Origin of the sequence: Wolbachia endosymbiont (group B) of Dolichovespula media (assembly GCF_947179505.1) — a bacterium.
Classification (GTDB): Bacteria; Pseudomonadota; Alphaproteobacteria; order Rickettsiales; family Anaplasmataceae; genus Wolbachia.
In genome coordinates this window covers 709452-734993 of the sequence record NZ_CAMXBR010000003.1, presented here as the reverse complement: position 1 = coordinate 734993, position 25542 = coordinate 709452, and the positions used below count along the sequence as shown (strand labels likewise).

Annotated in this window: 20 protein-coding genes, 1 tRNA gene and 1 pseudogene; 13 read left to right on the top strand and 9 right to left on the bottom strand. The window is 33.7% G+C overall.

The annotated features are described in order from the left end of the window. Window positions 1-537 precede the first annotated feature (537 nt). Both OM967_RS06115 and OM967_RS06110 read right to left on the bottom strand, forming a co-directional pair. Entirely contained in the window at window positions 538-2064 is a 1527-nt protein-coding gene (locus OM967_RS06115; RefSeq protein WP_264337795.1) for an acyl-CoA carboxylase subunit beta, read from the bottom strand. A 124-nt stretch (window positions 2065-2188) separates the two neighbouring features. Next, window positions 2189-3013 carry a hypothetical protein gene (locus OM967_RS06110; protein ID WP_264337794.1) on the bottom strand — a complete coding sequence of 275 codons (825 nt, stop codon included), beginning with the start codon at window positions 3011-3013 and terminating at the stop codon, window positions 2189-2191. Window positions 3014-3148: 135 nt separating this feature from the next. On the opposite strand from OM967_RS06110, the gene der reads away from it, so the two are divergent. From der to lpdA, 5 genes and pseudogenes are all read left to right on the top strand, one after another. Next, window positions 3149-4474: a ribosome biogenesis GTPase Der gene (gene der, locus OM967_RS06105; RefSeq protein WP_211907671.1), complete on the top strand. Its 1326-nt coding sequence runs from the start codon at window positions 3149-3151 to the stop codon at window positions 4472-4474. Between the two features lie 108 nt (window positions 4475-4582). Beyond that, the gene (locus tag OM967_RS06100) at window positions 4583-5551 is read left to right on the top strand and encodes a hypothetical protein (protein WP_250120199.1); all 969 of its coding nucleotides are present in this window, start codon (window positions 4583-4585) and stop codon (window positions 5549-5551) included. 214 nt (window positions 5552-5765) lie between these two features. Beyond that, window positions 5766-6714: pseudogene (locus OM967_RS06095) on the top strand (IS110 family RNA-guided transposase). A gap of 323 nt (window positions 6715-7037) precedes the next feature. Continuing rightward, window positions 7038-7517, top strand: a complete 480-nt coding sequence (locus OM967_RS06090; RefSeq protein WP_211907670.1) for a disulfide bond formation protein B — start codon at window positions 7038-7040, stop codon at window positions 7515-7517. Window positions 7518-8196: 679 nt separating this feature from the next. After that, window positions 8197-9582 carry a dihydrolipoyl dehydrogenase gene (gene lpdA, locus OM967_RS06085; protein WP_250120201.1) on the top strand — a complete coding sequence of 462 codons (1386 nt, stop codon included), beginning with the start codon at window positions 8197-8199 and terminating at the stop codon, window positions 9580-9582. 1 nt (window position 9583) lies between these two features. Here the strand turns inward: lpdA and OM967_RS06080 are convergent, their stop codons facing one another. After that, the gene (locus tag OM967_RS06080) at window positions 9584-9949 is read right to left on the bottom strand and encodes a hypothetical protein (protein ID WP_211907668.1); all 366 of its coding nucleotides are present in this window, start codon (window positions 9947-9949) and stop codon (window positions 9584-9586) included. Between the two features lie 73 nt (window positions 9950-10022). Between OM967_RS06080 and OM967_RS06075 the strand changes: the two genes are divergently transcribed. Continuing rightward, window positions 10023-11045 carry a UDP-N-acetylglucosamine--N-acetylmuramyl-(pentapeptide) pyrophosphoryl-undecaprenol N-acetylglucosamine transferase gene (locus tag OM967_RS06075; protein WP_211908752.1) on the top strand — a complete coding sequence of 341 codons (1023 nt, stop codon included), beginning with the start codon at window positions 10023-10025 and terminating at the stop codon, window positions 11043-11045. On the opposite strand, the gene gshB is transcribed toward OM967_RS06075, so the two are convergent. Beyond that, a complete protein-coding gene (gene gshB, locus OM967_RS06070) occupies window positions 11030-11956 on the bottom strand; it encodes a glutathione synthase (protein ID WP_211907667.1) in 927 nt (308 codons plus the stop codon). The genes OM967_RS06075 and gshB overlap by 16 nt on opposite strands. 63 nt (window positions 11957-12019) lie before the next feature. On the opposite strand from gshB, the gene bcp reads away from it, so the two are divergent. Both bcp and OM967_RS06060 read left to right on the top strand, forming a co-directional pair. Then, window positions 12020-12487 (top strand): thioredoxin-dependent thiol peroxidase, encoded by a 468-nt coding sequence (gene bcp / locus OM967_RS06065; RefSeq protein WP_211907666.1) that lies wholly within the window; start codon window positions 12020-12022, stop codon window positions 12485-12487. Between the two features lie 330 nt (window positions 12488-12817). Then, window positions 12818-13831 carry an IS110 family RNA-guided transposase gene (locus OM967_RS06060; RefSeq protein WP_264337793.1) on the top strand — a complete coding sequence of 338 codons (1014 nt, stop codon included), beginning with the start codon at window positions 12818-12820 and terminating at the stop codon, window positions 13829-13831. Between the two features lie 45 nt (window positions 13832-13876). Here the strand turns inward: OM967_RS06060 and OM967_RS06055 are convergent, their stop codons facing one another. Further along, window positions 13877-14806, bottom strand: coding sequence for a patatin-like phospholipase family protein (locus OM967_RS06055; protein WP_264337378.1), 930 nt, complete (start codon window positions 14804-14806; stop codon window positions 13877-13879). Window positions 14807-15115: 309 nt separating this feature from the next. Here OM967_RS06055 and recF point away from each other — a divergent pair, with 309 nt between their 5' ends. Then, window positions 15116-16120: a DNA replication/repair protein RecF gene (recF, locus tag OM967_RS06050; RefSeq protein WP_264337792.1), complete on the top strand. Its 1005-nt coding sequence runs from the start codon at window positions 15116-15118 to the stop codon at window positions 16118-16120. A gap of 15 nt (window positions 16121-16135) precedes the next feature. Here recF and OM967_RS06045 read toward each other — a convergent pair whose 3' ends face one another. From OM967_RS06045 to OM967_RS06035, 3 genes are all read right to left on the bottom strand, one after another. Continuing rightward, window positions 16136-17296, bottom strand: coding sequence for an aspartate kinase (locus tag OM967_RS06045; protein WP_211907664.1), 1161 nt, complete (start codon window positions 17294-17296; stop codon window positions 16136-16138). An 89-nt stretch (window positions 17297-17385) separates the two neighbouring features. Beyond that, complete coding sequence (locus tag OM967_RS06040; RefSeq protein ID WP_064085907.1) at window positions 17386-19104, bottom strand: monovalent cation:proton antiporter-2 (CPA2) family protein; 1719 nt, start codon at window positions 19102-19104, stop codon at window positions 17386-17388. A gap of 5 nt (window positions 19105-19109) precedes the next feature. Next, window positions 19110-19682, bottom strand: coding sequence for a thioredoxin family protein (locus OM967_RS06035; RefSeq protein ID WP_250120203.1), 573 nt, complete (start codon window positions 19680-19682; stop codon window positions 19110-19112). Window positions 19683-19784: 102 nt separating this feature from the next. Here OM967_RS06035 and tmk point away from each other — a divergent pair, with 102 nt between their 5' ends. Beyond that, on the top strand, window positions 19785-20402 hold the full coding sequence (gene tmk / locus OM967_RS06030; protein ID WP_211907662.1) for a dTMP kinase: 618 nt from the start codon (window positions 19785-19787) through the stop codon (window positions 20400-20402). A 131-nt stretch (window positions 20403-20533) separates the two neighbouring features. On the opposite strand, the gene OM967_RS06025 is transcribed toward tmk, so the two are convergent. Further along, window positions 20534-20610 (bottom strand) — tRNA-Met (locus OM967_RS06025). Window positions 20611-20706: 96 nt separating this feature from the next. Between OM967_RS06025 and OM967_RS06020 the strand changes: the two genes are divergently transcribed. From OM967_RS06020 to OM967_RS06010, 3 genes are read left to right on the top strand one after another with little or no spacing between them, the layout of a single operon-like run. Next, window positions 20707-22767, top strand: a complete 2061-nt coding sequence (locus OM967_RS06020; protein ID WP_264337791.1) for a ComEC/Rec2 family competence protein — start codon at window positions 20707-20709, stop codon at window positions 22765-22767. Window positions 22768-22775: 8 nt separating this feature from the next. After that, window positions 22776-24584, top strand: coding sequence for a coiled-coil domain-containing protein (locus OM967_RS06015; RefSeq protein WP_211907661.1), 1809 nt, complete (start codon window positions 22776-22778; stop codon window positions 24582-24584). Then, a complete protein-coding gene (locus OM967_RS06010) occupies window positions 24584-25537 on the top strand; it encodes an RluA family pseudouridine synthase (protein WP_369800735.1) in 954 nt (317 codons plus the stop codon). The genes OM967_RS06015 and OM967_RS06010 overlap by 1 nt, the downstream gene beginning before the upstream one ends. The last annotated feature ends 5 nt before the right edge of the window (window positions 25538-25542 follow it).

Sequence of the window (25542 nt, the reverse complement as noted above, 5' to 3'; positions counted from 1 at the left end):
TGAGAAGAAAGTTATAAAGGATTCCATATTCTTATCATCATAGCGCTGTTACTATAGTAATAACACTAAGAATAACTATAAGTTTCTTTGAATGATAGTTGAATTTTGATTGAAATTTTGAGGCTATAAAAACCGCAGGTACCAGTTGGTTTTTATTAGCTAAAGTAAAGGTCAAGTATCTGGAATTCTGAACATAAAATCCCCCTATGAAAAAAAGATTAGAAAAAAATGCAGTGCACATACGACAGAAATTAAGTATGTGTGTATGCACCCACATACGCTGAAGAGGATACGCTACATTTTTGTATGAGTTCGATTGTTTAATAAAAAAAGTCTGCAGACAAAGATAAATTTTTGAGCTCTAAAAATATCTCTAATTGTAATTATAATCAGATTTAAAACACGCGGAAGTAAATTTTAGCTAAGGTAAGAATATATTGTAGAAAAAAGAACCCAAAAGTTAGCGTTATTGGTAATCCAAGCGCTAGTCTTGGTGTAACGGCACTGTAGACCTTACAATAAAGACTGAGAGGAAAGTTACAAAGGAAGATTATCATGCTTCTTCCATATTCTTTCTACTTTCTTGTTTTTAAGTAGCTCTAATGCTTTGTGAAAGTGATGCCTTGTTTTACTTGGCACTATAATGTCATCAATGTATCCATGTGATGCAGCAAAAAATGGATTAGCAAATTTCTCTTTATATTCTTTGATTAACGTTTGCTGGTCTTTTTCATGCCTAAATATAATTTCAACTGCACTTTCAGGGCCCATTACAGCTATCTCAGCGGTTGGCCAAGCATAATTTATATCACCTTTTAAATGCTTTGAGTTCATAACAATATATGCACCACCATACGCTTTTCTAGTGATAAGGCTAATTTTCGGCACGGTCGCTTCAGCGTAAGCGTAAAGCAGTTTCGCTCCGTGTTGTATTATATTATTGTATTCTTGATTCGTGCCAGGTAAAAACCCTGGAACATCAATAAGTGTGATGATGGGAATGTTAAATGCGTCACAAAATCTTACAAACCTTGCAGCTTTTCTTGAAGAGTCAATATCCAAGCATCCTGCAAGGTGCATAGGTTGATTTGCAACAACACCAATAGTATTTCCTCCAATTCTGCCAAAGCCAATTATGATGTTACGAGCAAAATCGGTTTTTAGTTCAAAAAATTTCCTTTCATCACACACCTTTTCAATGAGTTCATACATATCATAAGGAGTATTAGGATTACTAGGAACTAGAGTGTTCAAAGATTCATCAACATCATCAATTAAGTCGCAGATCGGTACAGTTTTTGGCAACTCTTGATTATTTGCTGGCAAAAAGGTGAAGAATTTTCGCATTTCTAGTAGCATTTCAACTTCATTATTGAATGCAAAATCTGTTACTCCTGTTTTGCTCGTATGAATTTTTGCTCCACCGAGATCTTCGTGGCTTACGTTTTCGTATGTAACCTTTTTTACTACATCTGGTCCGGTTATAAACATGTATGAGCTATTTTTTACCATGAAAATAAAATCGGTTAGCGCTGGAGAGTAAACTGCACCGCCAGCACATGGGCCCATGATTAGAGAGATTTGTGGTATAACGCCTGATGCATTTACATTCCTTTGAAAAATTTCTCCGTAACCAGCAAGGGAATTTACTCCTTCTTGGATTCTGGCTCCACCAGAATCGTTTAGTCCGATAATTGGAATCCTGGCATTAATTGCCATATCCATAATTTTGCATATTTTTTTTGCATGTGATGCACCAAGTGATCCACCAAAGACAGTGAAATCCTGAGAATAAACAAAAACTTTTCTGCCATAAATAGTACCATGGCCAATTACAACTCCATCACCTAAAAAATCAGCATTTTGCATGCCAAAATCAGTTGCGTGATGCTTCACAAACTTATCATACTCTTGAAATGAATTTTCATCGAGCAATATACTCAACCTTTCTCTAGCGGTTAGCTTTCCTTTTTCATGTTGCTTGTTAACTCTATCAGGACCTCCTCCTTTTTCGGCTTCTAATGTTTTGATCTTTAGAGTTTCTAGTATTTCAGAGTCTTGCATGTAGTAAAATAACTTTCAAATTGGTTGTAAACTTTATTGAGCTTACAAATCCTATTGATTATACACATACACCGTTGCTGCATGCAACGGTGTATGTGTACGATAATTAATGCGCTAGCAATTTCTATTTAATATTCTGAGAATGCTGAGACTCACTAACATTCTGTGCACTTGCACTTGTTACACCTGTTGATGGATTAATTGTTATAACTTCTCTTTCAATTCCTTGTAAGTTTGAAGCCAATGAGACCAATTTTGCTAGAGTCATGTCATTATATTTATCCATCTTCTTATTCTCATAATAGCCAATTTTTATTTTTACAGCTTTGTTTTCCTCGAAGTCCTCAGGACTTATATTATCACTTAAATCAGTACAAAATACGTTACCATTTTCACTAATATTTAAAGCAATACTGCAATCTCTATCACCCACTTTCCAGTTAAATTTAATTATACAAGACTCATTTAGTATTTGATAAAGCCTTACACCATCATCACTTTGTGAAACACGCACCAACCTTTTATCTTCTGGAGATACCAATGTAAAAGCTCCAATTTTTGGATTACTATCCTTTAAGGCTTTACCAGAAAATGAGTTATCAAATTTTAACTCACCTCTGCCTTCTTTTAACGATACCCATGCAGTAAATGATTTATCTTCTTTTCCTCTCAACCTCACATCTATAGAATCATTACCTGTATATTCAGCAATTCCTTTTCGAATTACACTCAGAAATTTCTTAGTTTCTTCATCATTGTCACTCAAAAAAAGCTCCTTATTTGCATGTGACCGGGATGGATCATTGAGATTCTCCAATGCTTTAGCTAAAATTATATAGTTATATATACGTGTCCTGTTGTTATAAGGTGTCCCTAATTTATAAATTTGAGGAGTTAATTGAGCAACTTGATCGAAATTCATTATTAAAGTTTCATTTGCATTATGCATAGCGCCTCCAATTCTACATAATAAACTTAAGATAAAATATCCTAATTTTAGGATAGGTATATAATCTATCAAGTCAATAGTTAAACTAAAAAATTTTGATTATAATTTACTATGTATAAAATACGCTCTTAAACTATGCTGAAAATAGTCATAATAGGCCTTCCAAATGCAGGCAAGTCAACTCTATTTAATAGGCTAGTAAGAAGAAAAGCAGCGGTAGTTAGTGACATTCCAGGAGTAACGAGAGATAGGCGTGAAGGAATTGGAAGAATTAGTGATTTAGAGTTTAAAGTTATAGATACAGGAGGATGGAATGACCAAACCAGTTTTTCACTACAAGTTATTGAACAAATAGAGTTTTCTTTATTAAGCGCAGATGTAATTTTTTTTCTTGTTGATGCAAAAGTGCAAAATGAGCAGAACAAAGAGTTTGCAAAGTGGCTGAAGAGAAAAACGAACAAACCTGTAATACTAATAGCAAACAAATGCGAAAGTCATAAATCGGAAAATGTTGATCATTTGCAGTTCTTCAACTTCATAGGTCCGGTGTACATCTCAGCCGAACATAATCTTGGTATGATTGATCTTTATGATGTATTAGCTGGTGTTATTGAAGATTTTAACAAAAAAACTGAGCTGCCTGAAAGTGAGTCCATTAGACTGAGGATTGCAATCATCGGTCGCCCAAACGTTGGAAAATCAACTTTTTTAAACAGTTTACTTGCAGAAAATAGACTAATAGTAAGCTCAAAACCTGGTACCACGCGTGACTCTGTGGATATTTCATACGACCATAATGGGAAATTAATCACTCTCATCGATACTGCGGGAATCCGCAGAAAGGCAAATGTTGTTGATAACTTAGAATCAAGATTTGTTGAAAAAAGTATAGAGTCAATAAAGCGCTCTCATGTAGTGATTTTAATGCTAGATTCCTTGCTTGGCGTTGAGCAGCAGGATTTATCAATTGCTGAAGCTGCAATTAAAGGGGGGAAGGGAATTATCATCGTTTTAAATAAGTGGGATTTAATAGGTAAGGATGACAGAAGTAAGTTAATAAAATTTGTCAAACAACAGGAAGTGACTCGGTTATTTTTGGAAGTGCCAACTGTAACAATTTCTGCATTGAAAGGTATGCGCTGTGGTGATGTGATAGATAAGTGTCTTGAAGTGAGTGAATCCTTAAACAAGAAGATCAGCACTGCAAAACTGAATAATTGGCTAATAGATGCTGTGGAAAAACATTCTCACCCACTTATAAAAGGTAGAGCAATTAAAATGAAGTATATTGTTCAAATTGGCACCAAACCTCCAGCTTTTTCTTTGGTATGCAACGTCCCGGAAAGTGTTGATGAGAGTTATAAACGTTATTTGACTAATGGTCTTAGAAAAAACTTCTTTGTTGAAGGCGTACCAGTCAGATTACTTTTGAAAAAGAACAAAAATCCCTATGTAAAGTAGGTAATCTTATTTAAGTAATATTTTTAATAAATAAATAATATTACTTAAATAAGTAGTTGATAAATTAATATTATATAGCAAAGTATTAACTTATTTAGTACTTTTGCTATGAATTATAAAGGACAAGATTTAAGGCCTGGATCTCCACATACTTTCACGGTTGATACACCCTTAGTGTTTCAGTGGCTTCCCCGAAAATATGGATATCTAATCCCAGAAAAATACGTGGAGAGATTGAGCGAATGGGCAAAGAGGGAAAGTACACGTGTAGTGAAATTAGTAATAAATGGATCTGGTTTTACTCCTATGCAACGTAAAGAGTTGGAGAATAAAATATCAAACAGAAAATTTAACCCAAACAAAAATATAGAACTTATAGATTTTAATGAGCTGGATTTAGGGGAATATGAGTTTAGCTTTCATTTACAAAAAATGTGGCAAATTGAAAAATCTAAATGTCCTTTATACAAGGTGTCTCAATATTTTAGAGATCTATACTCTATTCCAGAAGATGAAAGATTATCTTTTGGTGTTGAGATAGACAGCATGCGTATATTTATGTTGTTGGCACTGAAGTCTCCTATGATTTATTTTGATTTTGATATCTTACCTACAGAAGACAAGAAAATTGGTGAGATTCATGCTAAACAGGGCTTTCTACTTGCTGAAAATGAAGGAACAGGCCACAGCTACAGCGGTATGATAGATATTGAGAACGCTATCATTGCTGTAAGTGATGCTGGTAGAATAAAGATTACGGAAATTTATAATGAAGTTAAGAGAAGATTTAAAACATATTATCCTATGCTTAGATCAGCACCATCTTATGTTTACACAATTACAGATGTTATAATATGTCACAGTCTTTCTAATGAATACTCATTTGACAAAAAATCAGTTATAGAAGAAATATTCGGCTTCAAAACCAATGGAGGAGAAGTTGATATTCAATATGACAATAGCTGGACGAAAAACAAGGATGAATTGTATACCAAAGAAGAAATTGCAAAAATAGATAGTGATACTAGAGTTGCAACTGATATGAAAGGGCTGATTACTGAACCAATTGTAAGTTGAAAATGTGATATAAAAGAGGATAAGAGGGAAAGATAGCCCTACTCACTATAGGAATAGGACTATCATGGGCGTGTGCGACCGGAAGAATATTGGTACTACAACCGTTTAAATCAAGGTACACTAGCCCATCTCTCGATACGTTTGAATAGTTGCTTGGGACATATATATGCACCCGTTTACAATCTTAAATTAACTAAAACTATCGAGGTTTGTTATGGTTACATCTTATCAAAATTTTATTGGCATTGATATCGGAAAATTTAAAAATGTCGTTGCAATTCACAAACAGAAGAACGCTGTCAAATTTGACAATGATTCTGATGTTTGGCAACAATTATTTCAAAAGTTTTCAGATATTCTACCTAATTCTTTAGTAACTTTGGAAAACACAGGAAAATATGAGCTTGGTTTGTCACATTTTCTTATTGACAAGAATATTGCAGTACATCGAGCTAATACTCGTAAAGTAAAAAGCTTTATCTTGTCTCACGGAACTGTAGCAAAGTCTGATAAATCAGATGCGAGGGCTCTTGCTCAATATGGATTTGAACGCCATAGAACTCTCTCTCTATTTGTACCTACAATCAAAAGAACAATCAACCCTGGTTGCACTTTGTCAACGTCGTGATGACATTACGCAAATGAGAGCTCAGGAAAAGTGTAGACTGGAAGCTCCTGAAAATGACCATATAAAGGAAAGTTGCCAGAAGACCATTGAATTTTTCAATAATCAAATAAACGAACTCAATGACACTATACAAAAAATTATTGATGAAAGCCATGAGCTACAACAACGTCAAAAAATCCTTAAAACAGTTCCTGGAATAGGCAAAAAGTTATCACAAGATTTTTTGTGTTTAATGCCAGAGCTTGGCTACTTAAGTAGAAAAGAAGTAGCAAGTCTTGCCGGAGTAGCACCTCATCCTAGGGAAAGTGGTAAAACTGTTGGTTACCGAAGGATTATAGGAGGTAGAAGTAATGTTCGTTCAAAGCTCTTTACATCTGCCATGTCTGCTGCAAGGTCCAAATCTGCACTTGGCACCTTTTATTCTAAGCTTGTTGAAAGTGGTAAGAAGAAGATGGTAGCTATAACAGCTCTAATGCGTAAAATTATAGTAATTGCTAATGCAAGGCTTAAAGAGGCAATTAATTTGAATGTTTAAAATTTACATAGCAGTAATTGAAATGAATATTGTGCGTCCACACAAACTTAAAGTGCTTGTTCACATATTCATTGGCTTAAGCAGGCAATAGCTGTTTGACATAAAATTCTATTCCTATGACGAATGGATTTTTATTACCTACATGATTGGATCAAGTTGCAAAATTACACAATAAAAAATTTTTTAAAAAACATAGTTGATACAACGGCGAACATATGTATAGGGTGTAAAAGTGGTAACATAGTACTTAGTGTTCTATCGTTACATGAAACGTTGTCAAACAAGAGTTGACTCTTCACAGATATTGTAGTAATTCATTAACTATGTCAGATGTAAATAACAGTTCTATAATTTTTCTCTTATCAAGCGCTGTCGCTTTAATTTTTGCATATGTGCTAGACTATTTTTTCAATATGATACCGTGTAAGTTATGTATATACGAGCGAGTAGCTTACTATGTTACAGGTCTACTTGCAGTTGCGTACATGTTCAAAGAAAACAAAATCCTAATCTATGCGATGTTTTGCAGCTATCTCATTGGTGCAATAATATCTTTTTATCATGTAGGTCTTGAACTCCACTTATTTCATGATGTTTTAGGCTGTACAGAGCAAGCAAGTGGTAACGTTAGCATAGAAGAGCTAAGAAATAATCTATTAAACCCTAACTACTCTCCGTCTTGTGACAGACCTCATTATATCTTTGGTGTTTCGTTAGCAACATGGAATCTTATTTATCTTATAGTAGCTCTATTCTTATCAGGTAAAATGTATTGTGGAGAAAGAAATAAGGTACAACAATAATTGGTATAGACGCTGTACTTGTGCGTTACTTGGTGCTGTCCGTAATTTAAAAATTTGGCAAGTCACACCCACTGATTCTTGCACAGCTGTACGAACATTATGGTTCAGCATGTCAGTGCCCTCTTTCTTGTCATCCGAGTAGCTGACACTGGAAGTGTAGCTATCATCCAAATAACCTTTCGTTGTTATTCAAGCAGCCTATTTCTTGTCATCCCAGTGCCCAGATACTGGGATTCAGTTTGTCCATAGTCTCACCAAAAACGTTGTGTTTTAGCATAATTTTGTGCTCAATATGCTTATTTGTAGTAAAGATTTCAGCATCAAGTGCTGGCCTGAAGCTTTAGCTATAAATATTAATAAATTTACTAAGTAAAAAAAAGGCAAAAGAATCCCTATATAGCGAGTTTTAATAATGTAAATTGATAATGTGCTAACAAGCGTGTTTTGGCTGAAGTAGAAAAAATTTAAAAAACATGCAGCCGCTATAATTTTTATGTAATCTGCCAATAAATATCTGAGTTTTGTTGTTAAACCCGCGGAGATTAAAAATAAGGATAAATACTCTTATTGGTATAAGAAGAAAAGTGGGAAGATTTGTCAAGCCGCTTCTATGCACCTGAGCATTGATCATACGGGTTCCATCTGTTATATATAATCTTTTTGAATACGAAGAAAGCTGATGAATGAGTATGATATTACAGTTATAGGCAGCGGTCCTGGTGGTTATATAGCAGCAATTAGAGCGGCACAGTTTGGATTTAAAACTGCAATTGTTGAAAAGGAAGAAAATTTGGGTGGTATATGCTTAAATTGGGGGTGTATACCAACAAAATCGCTACTTAGAGCATCTGAAATTTATAGGTTAATAACAAGATCAGAAGAATTTGGCATAAAAGTAAAGGATGCAAGTTTTGATATACAATCAATAGTGAAATACTCAAGAAACGTTGTTGATAAATTGTCAAGCGGTGTTGCATATTTGATGAAAAAAAATAACATCAAAGTTCATCAAGGCTTTGGTAAACTTGCAGGTAATCGTACTGTAAAAATTCTTAATGACAAAAAGGAGGAGGAAATTTCTTCCAATCATATCATTTTAGCAACAGGTGTTAGAGCGCGAAATCTACCTGGAATAGAGGCGGATGGAGATTTAATATGGAATGCGCAGCACGCTATGACTCCAAAGAAGTTACCAAAATCGCTACTAATCATAGGTTCTGGTGCGATAGGAATAGAATTTGCAAGTTTTTATAGTACTTTGGGGGTTGATGTAACAATTATAGAAGTAAAAGACACTATTTTGCCGCTGGAAGATAAAGACATTTCAAATTTAGTACAAGAGATATTTACAAAACAAGGAATAAAAATATATACGAGCAATAGTGTAAAAACTTTTACTAAAAATAAAGACTCTGTTCAAGTGCAGCTAAGTAGTGGTGATAATAAAGAATTCGATAGAGTAATTGTTGCAGTTGGCGTTCAAGCAAACACTGAAAATATAGGTTTAGAAAATACAAAAATTAAGTTGAGTCCTTCTGGTTTCATTGAAACGAATGAGTGGTATGAAACAAGTGAATCAAGTGTGTATGCAATAGGTGATGTAGCTGGTCCCCCATGTTTAGCGCATAAAGCAAGTCATGAAGCTGTAATCTGTGTTGAGAAAATTGCTGGTAAAAATGCTCATAAGTTAAAAAAAGAGTGCATACCAAATTGCACTTACTCTCATCAGCAAGTAGCAAGCGTTGGCCTTACTGAGGAACAGGCAATAAAAAGTGGATACGATATAAAAGTAGGAAAATTTCACTCCAACTTTAATGGTAAATCTATTGCACTAAGTGAAACTGAAGGTTTAGTGAAAACAATTATAGACAAAAAAACAGGCGAACTTCTTGGAGCTCACATGATAGGAGCGGAAGTAACAGAGTTAATTAGCAATTTCGCTCTTGCAAAGCAACTAGAGGGAACAGACTGCGACATAAAATCTACGATTTTTCCTCATCCAACTATTTCGGAAATTATACACGAATCAGTACTTGCTGCAGATGATGAATCGTTAAATAGTTAAGCTAACGATTCATTGTTTTAGAGCTACAATTATCCTGATTAGGCGATTCAATTCTAATAGATTGATTACCAATATCAGATTTTTCTAACTTTTCTTTTAACCCTTCAGCTGCTTCTTTCACTTCAAGCTTTTTTTCCTGATTAAGATCCTCTGGGCTTTTTCTTTTACTGTCTAAACCTTGTTGTCTATCAATATTTTTATTGAGTTGTTCTTGCTGAGGTAGATCAACAACTGAGTTAAAAAGAGCTTTTGTTATGCTTTTTAATAATCCTATAAAACCTCCGCTTCCGCCTTCTCTTTGCTCTTGAGGCTTGTTTTTCACGTTTTTGCTGTTGCTACTTTCAGGCATTTTTAACTCAACTATCATAAAGCTTAATAAAATTTTACATGCAGATTATTAAAAAATGATTAATAATCTATTATCAAATTGCTATTTACAGATGGATATTATTCTAGCAACAGGCGGTACAGGTGGGCATGTTTTTCCAGCTATAACCTTAGCAAAAGCACTAAAGGTACAAGGGCACAATTGTATATTATTCACTGATCAAAAAACCATCAATATAGAAAGTTATATTTTACCATTGTGCAAGCCAAGTGGCAACAAATTGAAGTTTCTCTTTTTGTTAATGTATAGTTGTGTATTAGCACTGTATCAAACAAGAAAATTAAAACCAAAGCTAATCATTGGTTTTGGTAGCTACGCTTCTTTTCCAACTCTTTTTGCAGCAAAGATTTTTTCTATACCTATAATTTTACATGAACAAAATATAGTTTTAGGGAGAGTAAATAGATTCTTTTTCAAGAGTGCAAAATTAATTGCAACTAGCTTTCCAGAGACTAAGTATGCAGAAGGTAGTAAATGCGTTTTTACAGGAAATTTTGTCGATATAGAAGCACAAGGCTATTCTAGAGCTGAAACAGTTTTAAACGTGTTAATAATAGCAGGCAGTCAGGGTGCAAATTTTTTTGATGATGTAGTGAGCAGCGTAATTTGTGATCTACCTGTTGAAGTAAAAGAGAGGATTAGAGTAACGCAGCAATGTACGAAGAAAAATATAAACAAGGTCAAGAGTCTATACAAAAGTGAAGGAATTGATTGTGAGTTAAGTGAGTTTCTCGATGATATGGAAAATAAACTGGCCAATGCTCATTTGGTAATTAGCAGAGCGGGGGCAACTTCAATAGCAGAGATTACTCTTGCTGAGCGTCCTGCTGTATATATTCCTTATCCTCACTCAAAAGATAACCATCAATTTTATAATGCAAAACATATTGAAGATTCGGGAGCAGCTGTAATGGTTGAGCAAAATAGTAACGCGAAAAAGAATCTAGGAGAGTTGCTAGTTGATTTATTGCAAAATTGTCAAAAATTGCTTGATATGGCTAATAATACTAAGAAAACAAGAATAAGGAATGGAGTTACTGAATTTATTAAGGCAATAGCTCAAGAACTTAGTTGACGAATTGCTTTTTCTTCAAATGCATCCCATAGTTCTTTTTCTAGTGATTTACTATACAACTTATTGATATAAACTACTCCCGTAGGCGAAGTTGTGTTAATTTCAAGAAGGAAGTCATCTATAATATCAATGCCAACGAATATTAGCCCTCTTTTCTTTAGCTCAGGACCAATTTTATTACATATTTCGTTGTCTCTATCATTCATTTGGACAGGCTCAAAACTTGCTCCGAGTCTCAAATTTGTTCTGATTTCTCCGCTAGACTTTGGAACTCGCTTCATTACTCCTATTGGCTTTCCATCCAGTAGCAGTATTCTTTTATCTGTATTTATCTTTTTACAAAACGCTTGTGCAATTACAGGACATTCATATTTTGCAATCATGAGATCAACTACCACTTGAATGCTATTTTGGTCTTGTATTCTTATTACGTCATTTCCTCCATAGCTATATAGTGGTTTCAAGATGATATCTTGATAGTCGTGACAAAAATTTCTAATCATCGATATATTTTCAGTGATCAAAGTTGGAGGAATTAGCTCTGGAAACAGTGAAGTAATTAATTTTTCAGGGCAGTTTCTTATTTCTGTTGGATTATTTATTACTAACGCAGTAGTCTTTTCTAAGATATAGGTTGTTGTAATGTACCGCATATCAAATGGTGGATTCTGTCTGATAAATATGATATCCATTTCATTTAGGTTGATTACTACATCCTCTTTTGAAATGAAGCTACAATCATCAACGCTGACTTTCTGAGCAAGGGCAATTGGCTGATTTAACTTGAGTGCTAAATTATTAGGTACATAAACAAAAATTTCGTACCTTCTTCTTTGCGCTTCTTTTATTAATGAAAATGTAGTATCAGCTTCAAAATTTATACTTTCATCCATCTGAAAAGCTACTTTCATTTATCCTCCCTTCCTATTACAATATAATATAGTACCATAAAAGTGTTAATAATGGAGCAAAGTATGGAATTAACAATAGGAAATAATGCACCTGATTTTAGCTTGCCAACAGATTCTGGTGAGATTTTATCACTGAGTGAATTTTTTGATAAAAAAAATGTAGTTCTTTATTTTTATCCTAAAGACGATACTCCGGGCTGCACAATGGAGGCAAAAGGCTTTAGAGACAATATAGAAAATTTTTCTTCTCTTGACACAGTGATAATTGGTGTATCAAAAGATAGCGTTAAGTGCCACGCTAACTTCAAAGCAAAATATTCTCTGCCATTTTCTTTAGTTTCTGATGAAAATGCTGAAATGTTGGAAAAGTATGGTGTTTGGGTAGAGAAAAGTATGTTTAGCAAAAAGTATATGGGAGTAGAGCGTACTACTTTTTTAATAGATAAAAAAGGTAAAGTAGTGAAGATTTGGAAAAATGTAAAAGTGAGTGGACATGTTGATGAGGTTTTAGAGGAAGTAAGCAGAATATAAATTAAAGAATGGCTACCCATTGCTATATAAAAAAATTGAAATTACATAATTTCCGTAGTCATTCAAATTTCGAACTGGATTTAGACGATAGATCGGTTGTAATAACTTGTATCTTGTAAAAAGCATCTAGTGTTTTAAGCTTAAGCATTAGGTGGAGAAGGGAAGAACTCTGAGTCATAACTTAGATATAAAATCTGTTGACCAGATAAGAGTCCCCTTCTCAAAAGTATAGGCTGGACGGTATCGTAGAAAGACCTCAATGGTTCTAATTCTGTATTCACAAGGTAAGCCTTACTTTTCATTTTAAAATAGTAACGTATGGAGTTATATATGATCAACAACTTTCTTGGTATAGATGTTTCAAAAGAACGCTTTGACGTTTTTCTTTCGTTTATAAGTAAAAAAGGAAAACGTGAAACTAGAAAAAGGAAATTTAAAAACGATGATTCTCGATTTCAAGGCCTGGCAAACTTTCTACAAAAACATAACATAGAAGAGGTAAAAGCCTGTATGGAAGCTACTGGTTGCTATAGTGAAGCTTTGGCTGAATTTCTCCACAATGCCGGATATTTCGTTAGTGTTGTAAATCCTTATTGCATAAAATCTTATGCAAGGAGTAAGCTGAAACGACAAAAGAATGACCAGTATGATGCAGAGATTATTGCAGATTATTGTCAAAGACAGGAACCTTCTCGTTGGACACCACCTTCTCCTGAAAAGAAAAAATTAAAACATCTTTATCGTTGCTCAGATGCATTAAAAGATGAGTTAACACTAGCAAATAATCATTTAGAAAAAAAAGAGAGACTTCCTGAAGAAGTTGTAAATGCTTTGGAAAGCCTTGCAATGAACATAGAACAATCAACAGAAACAATAAAAAACTCCGTACGTGAACTATTAAATCAACACAAAGAATTGTTGGAAAATTTTCAACTTCTATTGACTATTCCAGGCATAGGAGAAGAATCAGCAATAGCTATTTTAGCTGAAATTCCTGATATAAAAACTTTTATAAATGCCAGGCAATTGGCAGCATATGCTGGAACTATACCACAAAATATAACATCAGGCTCATCTGTACATGCCAAGCCCAGATTAAGTAAAACCGGTTCACGCATATTACGTAAGGCAACGTACTTTCCTGCTATAGTAGCTAAAAATCACAATCCTATCATTATGACTTTTTGTGAGAAGTTAAAAGAGAAAGGCAAGCATAATATGGCCATTGTGGGAGCTGCAATGCGTAAATTACTCCATATAGTTTTTGGTGTTTTAAGTTCAAGGAAGGCTTTTAATCCAGATCATATCAAGAACTATAGAGTTAGGAGGTTTACTGAAGCTTAAAAGGAAACGTCCAAAAATGCGAGTTCTAGATTAAAAGGTTAAAGTTTATGATACTACTGTACAGAATTTATCTATTGCTTTTTGATTACATTCAATCATCATTTGTGCTTCTTTTTTTAAACACTTGATATTTTCGTATGTTGTATTGTCCATCTCCGTTGATGCTACTTTTAGCTGCGATTGAATTCTGATATAGCTATTGTTAATAATCTGGTCTAGCTGATAATTTACACAATCTAGTCCAGAGGCAAACATTACGTTTATCAATGGCTTAATCCAGGATATTTTGCCAAGTCTTTTCGATCTGAGGTATTTAATGGAATGAGACGATCTGCCAGTGCCGATGGACAGAAGTACTACATCATCGTTAGGAAATAGCTTTCTGCTGCTTGCATAGCTACATGCTGCTGGATTATTGGCAAAAACTCCTCCATCTATTAATACCATTTCCTTTTGGTTGATTTTTAAATATTTAGGTGCAAAGTAAGTAGGTGCTGCAGTTGCTGCTCTTAATACATCCCTTAATTTAATAAAATTTCTATCCTCTTTCCAGCTTTTGAAGAAAAATGGGCAATTATTGTGAATATCGTAACTCGTAATCAACACATTACTTAAAGTGTTTTTAAGGATATCATCGCCAAAATATTTATGAAGTACATGTTCAATATTTTTACTGGGGTATTGTGCACCGTTAATCCAAGAAAATATTGATCTTCTTAGAAATGAAGACTTAAAAATATAAGGTCCGTACTCCTGATAAAGATTAACCAAGTCATCAGCTGAATATTGTAGCTTTCCTTTGCTATCTTTTTTACATAATCCTGCTACAATAGTACCACCAGTTGAAGTACCCACCAATAAATCAAAAATTTGAGAAATAGGTTTACCCGTTTTTTGCTCTATTCCGGATAATATCATTGCTGGAATAATTCCTCTTATTCCACCACCATCAATTGAGAGAATATATTTTGTCATTTGTACTAAACTTTAGATGTTCTTGAGTATCTTTATTACCTGGTTACAATTGCTGCTTGTTTTATAAGAGACAGATTCGCTGAACGTATAACTGATGCACTGCCTCTCACATTGACTTTAACAGAGTTGCTTAGTAACTTTGTAAAACAATTCTCATAAAACTAAGAAGGCACAGTAAAAAATTAGTGTAACTATTTATAAGTACGCCACACAAACTGAAAGTACTTATAAATAGTTACACTAGTTTATAGAAGGTATCAGCCTAAATTAAAACTTTTTGTTATTTTTTATTCTTTTTAGCTAAATAATTTGTTGACAATAAAGACGGTATCTGGTCAAAATGGTGTTGGTAAAACTAATATACTTGAAGCAATCTCATTGCTTGCTAAAAGTAATGGCATGAAAAAAGTAAAAATTAGTGAGATGCAAAATAGACTCAGTAATGAAGATTGGGCAGTGCATTATGACTTTTTTAATGGAACATACTTTAACTCAATTGGTATAGGAAAGAATCTTAATAATAAACTAATACAAATTGATGGAAAAACACAATCAAGTTATTCATCTCTGTATAGAATATCCAATGTAATATGGCTCATTCCACAAATGGACTATATTCTTCTTAATTCTCCGAGTGACAGATTAAAATTTTTAGACCGTATCGTCTCACTGTTTGAAGAAAATTACACTTATTGCTATATGAAATACAGGAAAGCTAAACATGAGCGAAGTAAACTGCTTAGAGAGAATATTTTAGACGAAAATTGGCTCTCTAGCCTTGAAAACGTCATGGCTACCAATGCAGTTGATATTTTACGTATGCGTTTGTCTGTTTTAAAAATACTACAGGGCACAATTGATAACCATTCTTGTGAGTTTTTTCCAAAGGCAAGTTTGAAATTTAGCAGTCAGCTAACTTTGAACGATACTGCAGAATATTTTCAGAATCGTCTAAAGGAAAATAGAGAAAAAGACTCATTAACTGGTAGAGTAACCTTTTCTGTACATAATGATAATTTTCGGGTTTTTTGCCAAAAAGGGGACATGCCAATAAATCTTTGTTCTACTGGAGAGCAAAAGCTATTACTGCTTTCTATCATCTTATCTAGTGTAAAAGCAAGGTGTATTCATTACAATAAAGCACCTCTTCTTCTGCTTGACGATATAATGTCTCATCTGGATAAAGATTACAGAAAGGTGTTAATTGAGGAGGTGTTAAGCATTCAATGTCAAACTTGGATAACCGATGTAAATCAAGATAATTTCAATAACTATCTTTGCTCTTTCAAGTTTTTTGAATTATCAAGTAAATAAATTTCAAGCGTGCTGTCATACATCAAGCTCATATTCGGTATGTAAATCTCTAATTAAAGCCTCAGCGTGTTTTTTTTGAACAACTATACTGATCTTGATTTCGGACATTGTGACAGCAAGTATTTCTATCTTTTTTTCGCTTAAAACCTTGAGTGTGCGGTACATCACTTCAGTGTTAGACATAACACCAATACCAATTATTGAAATTTTAGCTATATTATTGTTTACGACATAATTTTCATTTTTGTTCAATAACTTTGTCATTAAATCAACATCAAATTTAGAAATCAAAAAGCTTGACCCATGTATCATGTCAACTTTAACGTTTGCTCCTGCTATATCTCTTAAAGTATCCAGAGTATTTGCAAAGTTAGTAAAAGTTACAAGAGCTTCGTGAGTGCTATAAGTTATTCCAGTAATTAAGTATCTTTCCAGTACATCTTTTTCGTGTAGTACTGTAGTGCCTTCTACTTCCTCAAAAGTGGATAACACTTGCACCTTAATATTATGCTTCATTGCAAGTTGTACTGAACGATTATGCAATATTTTAGCACCAGATGACGACATCTCCAATATTTCATTGTAAGAGATAGATTTAAGCTTGCGTGCCCTTGGAACAATTTTTGGGTCTGCTGTATATATTCCGTCAATATCAGTAAAAATTTCACAAGTCCTAATACCAAAGACTACAGCAAAGGCAATTGCTGAGATGTCAGATCCTCCTCTACCAAAAGTAGTGATTCTATCATCGTATATACCCTGAAAACCAGCAATGATTGCAGCAGTATAACCCTCAGCAAAAGATCTTTTTACATGGTCAATTTTTATCTTTTTTATTTTAGACTCAGAATAAAAATTATCCGTTAGAATTGGTAACTGCCAGGCGAGCCATGATTTAGCATTAACTCCAACAGACAGAAGAGTGATAGCTAATAACCCGCAAGAGACTTGTTCTCCTGCTGAAAGCAGGACATCATACTCTGATAACTCTTGTCTACAATTTAAATTTGAAATTTGCCTGGCTTGAAAAGCCATTTGGTCAGTGAATCCTGCAGCAGCGGATACAACAGCAATTACATTATAACCTTTTTCAATATCGTTTTTTATTAGATTTGCAACTCGATTTAAGTCAGTTAGCGAAGTACCACCAAATTTTTTTATTATTATTTTGTTCATAGTTACAATAAGGTCAATTTCACCTTTCTAGAGAGTATAGTTGCTTAATTAAATGTGTTTTTCTGGTCACTAATTAAAGTGATAGAGGATTATTCATCTTTATCACTACCAAGGTCTTTTAACATACTGTAGTTGCCTTTTCTAAATTTACCTTTTAAAGATGTAACTCCGCTCTCGCTAATACCACTTAAACTTAATGCTGCTCCACCTAGCTGCAATCCAATTTCAGACGTTTCGGGAATAACTTTACTAGCCCCTAGATCTTTATAAACCTCCACATTATTCAAATCTGGTAAACGTATTATAATATTTACATGTGGGAAGTTTGTTGCAACTAGAGAAACTATTTTCTTTATAGTGACTTCGTTCTTTATTGAAACCACAAGAGCTTGAGCTCTTTCTATTCCTACTGATTTTAAAATTTCATATCTTGTAGCATCTCCAAGATATATAGGGAAACTGTCATTTTTTCCTTCTTTCACTATTTTTGATTGAATATCTACAACAACATAACTTAAATGCTCCGCAGTAAGCATTTTCGTTACCATATATCCCACTCTACCAAACCCGGCAACTATTACGTGGTTATAAAGATCTTGTGTGTCTGTTTCGATTGCTTCATCGTCTAGTATTATTTTTTCAGTGCTAAATGAATTTGCTATCCAGTCTCCAATTCCCGATAAAAGAGGAGTAAAAGCCATAGTTACTGTAGTTACCATCATAAGCACTTGAGCGATTTCACTTGATAGTACATCTAATTCATCTGCTAAACGGAATAAAATAAATGCAAATTCACCGCCTTGTGCAAGCAGTAATCCAGCTTGTATTGCAGGTGCACTTCTAAATCCAAAAAATCTACACAATGTATATATAATGGAAGTCTTTAAAACGATAAGGATAATTGATAATAAAGTAACGAGTGGTAACTTATTGAGTAAAAGGTCAATATCAATAGACATGCCAACAGTCATAAAGAATAAACCAAGAAATAAGTCTTTAAATGGCAATACTGCATGTTCTACCGAATTCCTGTGTTCTGTTTCTGCAACTAGTAACCCAGCAACAAATGCGCCTAATGCCATTGATAAATGAAATTGTTCAGTAATAAATGCTGATCCTAATATTATCAGAAGTGTTGTTGATATAAAGATTTCATTACTCTCCATTTTGGCAATAACCGAAAACAATGGCCTCAGTAATAACCTACCAGTTACAAATATCAACACCAATGCAATAGCTGCTTGCACTAATGAGCCTGCCAACGAGCTTATTAAGCTGTGTTCAGAATTGCCAGTAAGCAGGGGCACTAGTACTATTAGAGGTACCACTGCAAAGTCCTGCATTAGTAGCACTGCTATTGACAATCTACCAACTTGGCTTGCTTGAGAACCCTTTTCTTGCAGAACCTGCAACACTATTGCTGTTGAGGATAGTGCAAGTCCACCACCGATAACTGCTGCCATGTTTGTATTTACTCCAAAGGCAAGAGCAATGCACCATATTGCTATCATGGTAACTATAACTTGAAGGGAACCAAACCCAAACACATGCCTACGCATAGCGATAAGGCGTTCAAATGTCAATTCAAGACCTATAATGAACAATAGAAAAACTACGCCAAACTCTGCAAAGTTATCCATTACTTCAACTGAATGTATCAGATTAAATCCATGAGAACCAATCAATGCACCTGCAACAAAGTAACCAAGTACTGGGCTAATATTCATTTTCCAAAACGCTATGACTATAAACACAGCAGCAGAGAGTAAAATTATAATATCAAACAAATGCTGAGAGCCGCTGTGCATAATATTTAACCTGTAGAATTAGACCATTTTATTGAACAACCAATGCTTGATTTTTGGTCAACTGGAGGATTGCTAGTTTCTGCAATAAATTTCATGGCTTGAAATAAATCACTACTTCCTACTTCGTAATTTTGAACTTTCTCTTTTTTTGTGTTGTTAAAACGCCCGCGATAGCAGAGGGCTAGTTTGGAATTAAAGCCAAAAAAATCAGGGGTACAAACAGCACCATACTCTTTAGCTACTTCTTGGTTATTGTCAATCAAATATGGAAATGTAAACTTATTTTCCTTCGCAAAATTAATCATGTTTTCAAAGGAGTCTTCTGGGTACTCATTTACATCATTTGGCATGATTGCAACGGTGTTTACCTGATAATCTTTTTTCAACAAATTAACATCGCTTACTAGATTGCTAATAATTGATTGAACGTAAGGACAGTGATTGCATATAAACATTACAATGAGACCATTTTCCCCATAGCAGTCACTTAATGTATAATATTTGTTATCCACTCCCAGGAGATTAAAATTCTTTGCATTAAAGTCTAAATCTATCTTAGGAGTGTCTAGCGTAACCATAGCTCATAGAGAATTGTATACCATAATTTATGATCTTATTGCTTAAATGTCAAATGGTTTCTATGTACACTGTTTGCATTTAGCATTGTAATTATAAAATTTATGTTCATAACCTTCGAAGGAATAGATGGTTCTGGTAAAACAACACAGTCTGAGTTACTTGCAAATTATTTCAAGCAAATTCACGGTGAAAATAATGTCGTATTGACTAGAGAACCAGGTGGTACTGATTTTGCAGAAAAAATAAGAGGATTACTACTTAAGGATAATATTGATCCTATTTCTGAACTCTTGCTGCTTATCTCGATGAGGCACGAACATATGAAAAAATTAATATTGCCAGCTCTTAAAGAGGGAAAGACAGTTATTTGTGATCGATTTATCGATTCAACTATTGCGTATCAAGGGTATGGACTAGGTGTTGACTTGAGTCTAATAAGAGACTTACACAAATTAGTGGAAATTAAATATCCAGATATCACATTTATTTTAGATATTGATGTTCAAGTTGGACTCAGCAGAGCAAAGGATAAAAATAAGTATGAAGAAATGAGCATTGATTCCTATCATAAAATTCGAAAAGGATTTCAAGAAATAGCTGTAAAAGAATCTAATAGATGTAATGTTATTACTGTAATTGCAGATAAAGACAACAATAAAGCGTATAGTGAAATTATTGATGTAATAAGAAAAAAGAAAAAAGGCATGCAGCCGCTATAATTTTGTCAATAAATACCCTGAGTTTTTTACTGAATGTTACGATTGAGCCTACAGGTCAAAAACAAGCTTTGAGTTAGAAATACCATTGCTATTATAATAAGAGAAATCGCAATGTTTGTACAATTGAAAGATGGTTGCGGGAGTAGGATTTGAACCTACGACCTTCAGGTTATGAGCCTGACGAGCTACCGAGCTGCTCCATCCCGCGTCGTTGCTTATTTATTATTATATGCGTAATAATAATAAATAAAAGAATAAAATCACACTATTACATATATTTATATATCTATTAACCTTTCTTAACATGATAGTAAATTATATACATAACAATCTGTGCAATGAAAAATATAACTTGATATTGTGGTTCCCGGTTTTTCAGTGTGCAGGAATTTTAACCTATTTCTCATTAAATTTTGAACCAAGCTGTGCTTTCACTATATCTATTTTTCTCTTGCTTTCACCTATACTAATTCTGATTGCAATATTATACAGGAAATACGCAATATTATGCATTTCTTTAATTGCAGTGCTCATAGGATTTACAGCCAGCAAATTCAGAACAGATTCAGTTAATACTCACATTCTTGATAAGGAAAGGTATGTGAAAGATATTGTTGCTACAGTGAAGGATATTAATAACAAGGGCTCGTATGAGCAATTTTTGCTTTATGAAATAAAAAACACGAAGTTCAAGCTGGATAACATCAGAATATCAGTTAGAACCAAAGCGGAAGAAGGCATTAAAATAGGGGATCAAGTAAAATTATCAGCAAAACTCTTTCCTCCAAAAATTGCGCCTTCGGAATATGCATATGATTTTGCAAGAATAGCATATTATCAGAAAATAAGTGCAACAGGCTTTGCAACAAGCAAAATAGTCCTGTACAAAAAGGCTGAAGCAAGAAAATTTCAAGAGTATATAGAATCTTTCCGTCAATATATCTATGAAAACCTACAGCAAAATACCAAAAAGCCACACGCGGACATAATCTCTGCATTATTAATTGGCAAAAAAGACGGGATAGATCAAAAAACTATGAATGCGATACGAGATTCAGGTATAGCACATTTATTCGCTATATCTGGTTTACATTTATCGTTTGTTGCTGGTCTATTTTTTATAGTATTCCGTAATTTATTTGCAATATCTGAAACTTTGACTCTTAAATATAACACTAAAAAAATATCTGCATTCTTTACTATCTTGCCAACTACCTTTTATTTGTTGATTACCGGTATGCAAATTTCTGCTCAGCGTGCCTACATCATGGTGATCTTGGTACTTGTTGCAATAATCATAGAAAGGAAATATCGAGGATTAATAGCAATTGCGTTTGCTGCTTCGGTGATACTCATAGTGGAGCCAGAAGCAATCTTAAAGCCAGGTTTTCAAATGTCATTTTCTGCTGTTTTGGCACTAGTTGCCAGCTATCAGATCAATGCTAATAAGTTATTCAAAATAAAAATAATAAAATATTTTGTGTCGATAATGATCAGCTCAATAATAGCAAGTTTAGCAACTGTTCCGTACACAATATACAATTTTAACTATTTTTCAATCAGTGGCATTATCACAAATTTGATTGCTATACCAATAGTTACACTCATTATTATTCCACTTGGAATAATCTATGTTTTATTGATTCCTTTAGGTACTCAGTGGATTATAACGCCTCTCATGGAAAGCCCAATTGACAGCGTTTTATATATAACAAACGCAATTGCCAGTCTTCAGTATTTGGTTATTCCTATTCGCACTTTTCCTGCCTCATTAATTATTATAATAACGCTTGGGCTATTATGGTTATGCTTGTGGGAAAGGAATTGGCGTTTCTTTGGAATTTTCTTTATTGTGCTAGGTATTTTCTCTAGGGCTATGTATACAACTCCTGATATTCTAGTCAGTGCTGATAATCTTGCTGTAAAAGAAGATGACAATTTACTATATTCCCTTACTAGAAAAAACAGAAATTTTGTTGTCAAAACGTGGGCAAAGCAAAACGGGCAGAATCAAATTGTGAATCATACTAAATTCAGTAATTCAAACAAAAGGCTAAAATGTAATGATTATGACTGCATATATAATAAAGGAAATAATAAGTCAGTGTTGCTAGCTCACAAAAGAGAAGATATTTTAGAAAATTGTAACAATGTCGATCTAGTAATTCAGTTAAGCAAGTTTAACTATCCAGCTTGCAATACTAAAATCATCAAATATGCTGACTTAGAGGCATATGGCACACACTCTGTTTGGCTAACAGATAGTGGTATAAAGTTAGTAAAGTGCGTTCTAATCGTCCTTGGCATAAGCCAAAAACTTGTTTTTAAAGTATCATTTATATATAATTACTTAATTAGGATGTAAGGAAATTTATGCCTTTAGATACAACAAATCCTTTCAATGTTAAAGTAGATCATAATTTTGCCAAAATAGATGATGCTATTGGTTTTTTTCCTAGGTTATGGCGTGCAACAAAGAAATATTCTGTAAGTAACACTTTACCTATAGCAGCTGTAAATACTTGGCTTCAATTTTCTTTGGCTTATGTAGCTGCAATAATAATAACTAGTAATAATTTAAGCTTTATTACAGATATTTTTAACCCAACATTCATGCCAATTTACACTTTGGTTTCTGTTATTCTTTTAACAACTTTTGTAGCCTCTTCTGCTATGAGATATATGCATAAGCAGAAGATAAAAGAAGGAAAAAAGCCGATAGAGGAATTAATAAATGATAAAATTAGAGGTGGCAAAGACAACGAGATAAGTGAAATCGCTGAAAATGCTCTGAAAATAGAGATAAAACCAAATTTAAGTTTTATAAGTCACAAAAAAGCAAGCTTTTCAATAATTTTGCCAATCTCTGAAAATCAAAAAAAAATATTAGATGATCAAAGACAAGAGAATAAGAATAAGGACATTTTTCTTGCCATACCATATGTAGTTAGTGCTGCAATCATAGTTGGTGCGTTAATACAAAATAGATTTAGCTTTGCCAATGTTCAGGATTTGGAATGGGCCATAGTTGCACTGGCTAGTATCATTGCTATTGTTGGGATATGTATAACATTCAGCAAGCTAAAAAACAATGAGATAAACAATAATCATAATATTGTTAAAAAGTTTAATAATTTGGATATTCTCTTTCCATTCAGAAGAGGTGGGGTTGTATCAGTAATGGAAAAAAAGACAAAAGATGAGGAAGTAAATGATTCTACATCTCGATTGATAAAATTACTTGATAAGCACTTGACTGATTTTACAGATAAAATTGTTGACTCACTTGATAAGCAGTTAGATGAAGTTAAAGGTCTACTCGATAATAAGCTTCTAAAGCCTGCAAATGATGAAATTAAAGAAACACTTGTTCATCTACGAAGAGTCAGAGAAGACATCAAAGAAGATTTGGATGAGTTGCACAAGGAAATCTCGCCCATTTTAAGTGAAGCTAAAGGGCTGGTAAAAAGAGCAAGTTCACTAAACATTGAAAGTATTTTTTCTAGTTTAGATAATGCTATTAAAATCGCTGAAGATAAGGTTGAGCGATTTGAACCAAGCAGATTTGTTGGCTTTTTTAAATCTGGGGAAAGCACAGTTAGTGATGATCCTTTGTTTATAGATATGTTGGAAAAGCAAAAAGAAGAGGCGGAAAAGATAAGGAAGAAATTAGAGGAAGAGCTAAAAAAAGTAAAAGATGAACTAGAAGAATTAAAGAATAAACAAACTCAATCAACCGAACCTAATAGCAGTGAAGGCAGTATTACTGCTACTTCTCTTGAAAAACAGCGAGATGAAGAGAAAAAAGCAATAGAAAAACATAGATTATTAAAATCAAAAAAAAGGATGAAAGAGCTGGAGCAAGAAAATGCAAAATTGGAAAAAGAATTATCTGAACAAGAAAAAATGGATGAATGGAGAAAAAAAGTTAACGGTAAAGCAAGTGGCTTTCTATATTATTTATTAGAGTCTATTAAGCTAGAAGAAAAAGATAAAAAAGAAGAAAAGAGGGAGTTAACGCTACGGGATTTTGATAATAAAATAATAATTTACTGGAAAGATGGCTCTCAAACAATTTGCCATATTAAAAAACAAGACGGCCTTCAAATTCAACCTAGTACAAAAGTTGATTTTGTGAATCCAGATGTTCATGCAGCATTCAAAGTAGCTTGCGCAGGGTAGTGACCATAGATATAACCTTAAATGTTAATAGTGACGAAAAAAAATTAAGGCTAGATACTTACATAGCTAAAAAGTGTAACATATCACGCAGTAAAGCACAAAGATTGATACAAGATGAGCGGGTAACATTACTTGGCACGCCAATAATTAATAATGACCACATAGTAAAACCAGGTGAAGAGTATATAGTACATCTCGTTCAACCTGACATATCCACATCAATTGAACCTAACTATAATATAAAGCTTGATATCATCTACGAAGATGGGGACATTATAGTTCTGAGTAAACAAAGTAGATTAACAGTACACCCAGGTGCTGGAACAAACAATGATACACTCCTGAATGCAGTGATCGCTCACCTTGGCAAAATTCCATATACAAATACAAGACCAGGAATTGTTCACAGGCTTGATAAAGATACTAGTGGACTCATGGTAATTGCAAAAAATGAACAATCCCACAGCTTCTTGTCTGAACTGCTATCAAATCGTAAAATAAAACGGGAATACTTAGCAGTAATTTGGGGAGCATTACCTAATCTGCAAGGAACAGTAAAAACCCATATTGCTCCAAAACGCAGTAATAAAGAAATGATGTGTGTCACAAAAACAGCAGGTAAATTAGCAATCACTCATTATTCAGTGAAGAAAATTATAGGGCAAGCAAGCCTGGTTAAATGTACTTTAGAGACAGGCAGAACACACCAAATTCGAGTACACATGAGCCACATAGGACATTCTGTAGTTGGTGATCAAGTTTACGGAAAAAATAGTAGTAAAAGTGAAAAACATGCTAAAAACTCTGACTTTATCCGTAATTTCAATAGACAGGCACTACATGCTCACACGCTAGGCTTATATCATCCAAAAAGTAAAGAATATATAGAATTTGTTTCTGATTTACCACAAGACATGCAAGTCTTAATCGGTGAATTTGAAAATATATCTTAACAACA

What these genes read in the sequence shown, in the direction of transcription:
- OM967_RS06115 (WP_264337795.1), bottom strand. Translation starts at nt 2,064, where the DNA reads ATGCAAGACTCTGAAATACTAGAAACTCTAAAGATCAAAACATTAGAA.
- OM967_RS06110 (WP_264337794.1), bottom strand. Translation starts at nt 3,013, where the DNA reads ATGCATAATGCAAATGAAACTTTAATAATGAATTTCGATCAAGTTGCT.
- der (WP_211907671.1), top strand. Translation starts at nt 3,149, where the DNA reads ATGCTGAAAATAGTCATAATAGGCCTTCCAAATGCAGGCAAGTCAACT.
- OM967_RS06100 (WP_250120199.1), top strand. Translation starts at nt 4,583, where the DNA reads ATGAATTATAAAGGACAAGATTTAAGGCCTGGATCTCCACATACTTTC.
- OM967_RS06090 (WP_211907670.1), top strand. Translation starts at nt 7,038, where the DNA reads ATGTCAGATGTAAATAACAGTTCTATAATTTTTCTCTTATCAAGCGCT.
- lpdA (WP_250120201.1), top strand. Translation starts at nt 8,197, where the DNA reads ATGAATGAGTATGATATTACAGTTATAGGCAGCGGTCCTGGTGGTTAT.
- OM967_RS06080 (WP_211907668.1), bottom strand. Translation starts at nt 9,949, where the DNA reads ATGATAGTTGAGTTAAAAATGCCTGAAAGTAGCAACAGCAAAAACGTG.
- OM967_RS06075 (WP_211908752.1), top strand. Translation starts at nt 10,023, where the DNA reads ATGGATATTATTCTAGCAACAGGCGGTACAGGTGGGCATGTTTTTCCA.
- gshB (WP_211907667.1), bottom strand. Translation starts at nt 11,956, where the DNA reads ATGAAAGTAGCTTTTCAGATGGATGAAAGTATAAATTTTGAAGCTGAT.
- bcp (WP_211907666.1), top strand. Translation starts at nt 12,020, where the DNA reads ATGGAATTAACAATAGGAAATAATGCACCTGATTTTAGCTTGCCAACA.
- OM967_RS06060 (WP_264337793.1), top strand. Translation starts at nt 12,818, where the DNA reads ATGATCAACAACTTTCTTGGTATAGATGTTTCAAAAGAACGCTTTGAC.
- OM967_RS06055 (WP_264337378.1), bottom strand. Translation starts at nt 14,806, where the DNA reads ATGACAAAATATATTCTCTCAATTGATGGTGGTGGAATAAGAGGAATT.
- OM967_RS06045 (WP_211907664.1), bottom strand. Translation starts at nt 17,296, where the DNA reads ATGAACAAAATAATAATAAAAAAATTTGGTGGTACTTCGCTAACTGAC.
- OM967_RS06040 (WP_064085907.1), bottom strand. Translation starts at nt 19,104, where the DNA reads ATGCACAGCGGCTCTCAGCATTTGTTTGATATTATAATTTTACTCTCT.
- OM967_RS06035 (WP_250120203.1), bottom strand. Translation starts at nt 19,682, where the DNA reads ATGGTTACGCTAGACACTCCTAAGATAGATTTAGACTTTAATGCAAAG.
- tmk (WP_211907662.1), top strand. Translation starts at nt 19,785, where the DNA reads ATGTTCATAACCTTCGAAGGAATAGATGGTTCTGGTAAAACAACACAG.
- OM967_RS06020 (WP_264337791.1), top strand. Translation starts at nt 20,707, where the DNA reads ATGATAGTAAATTATATACATAACAATCTGTGCAATGAAAAATATAAC.
- OM967_RS06015 (WP_211907661.1), top strand. Translation starts at nt 22,776, where the DNA reads ATGCCTTTAGATACAACAAATCCTTTCAATGTTAAAGTAGATCATAAT.